The following is a 223-nucleotide window of genomic DNA, read 5'->3' as shown; positions in this document are numbered from 1 at the left end:
GTGTCTTTTAAATCATGCCAATTAATATCTGTTGTTCGACATGAAATGATCGCTTCTAATAAACACAAAATTACACCACCATCCTCGTCAAAATCGACTTCTGTAATTAAAAAGTGCTTCTCTATGTTAATAGATTTAACTGCCGTCCATTTACTACGAAGCAGATTTTTATGCTTAATTTTATTGATGGCGAATACTCACAGTGCATTAAAAAATAATATGA

1 protein-coding gene is annotated in these 223 nt (G+C 31.4%); it reads right to left on the bottom strand.

Annotated features, from left to right (window positions below; translation table 11 throughout):
- Positions 1-164: TIGR02450 family Trp-rich protein (locus V6255_RS18515; protein ID WP_425355957.1), on the bottom strand; the 164-nt coding region annotated here is incomplete at its 3' end.
- Positions 165-223: the final 59 nt, after the last annotated feature.

Origin of the sequence: Psychromonas arctica, assembly GCF_038155225.1 — a bacterium.
Taxonomy (GTDB): domain Bacteria; phylum Pseudomonadota; class Gammaproteobacteria; order Enterobacterales; family Psychromonadaceae; genus Psychromonas; species Psychromonas arctica_B.
Note: the sequence above shows the minus strand (reverse complement) of the source record. Positions and strands in the feature narration are given on the sequence as shown.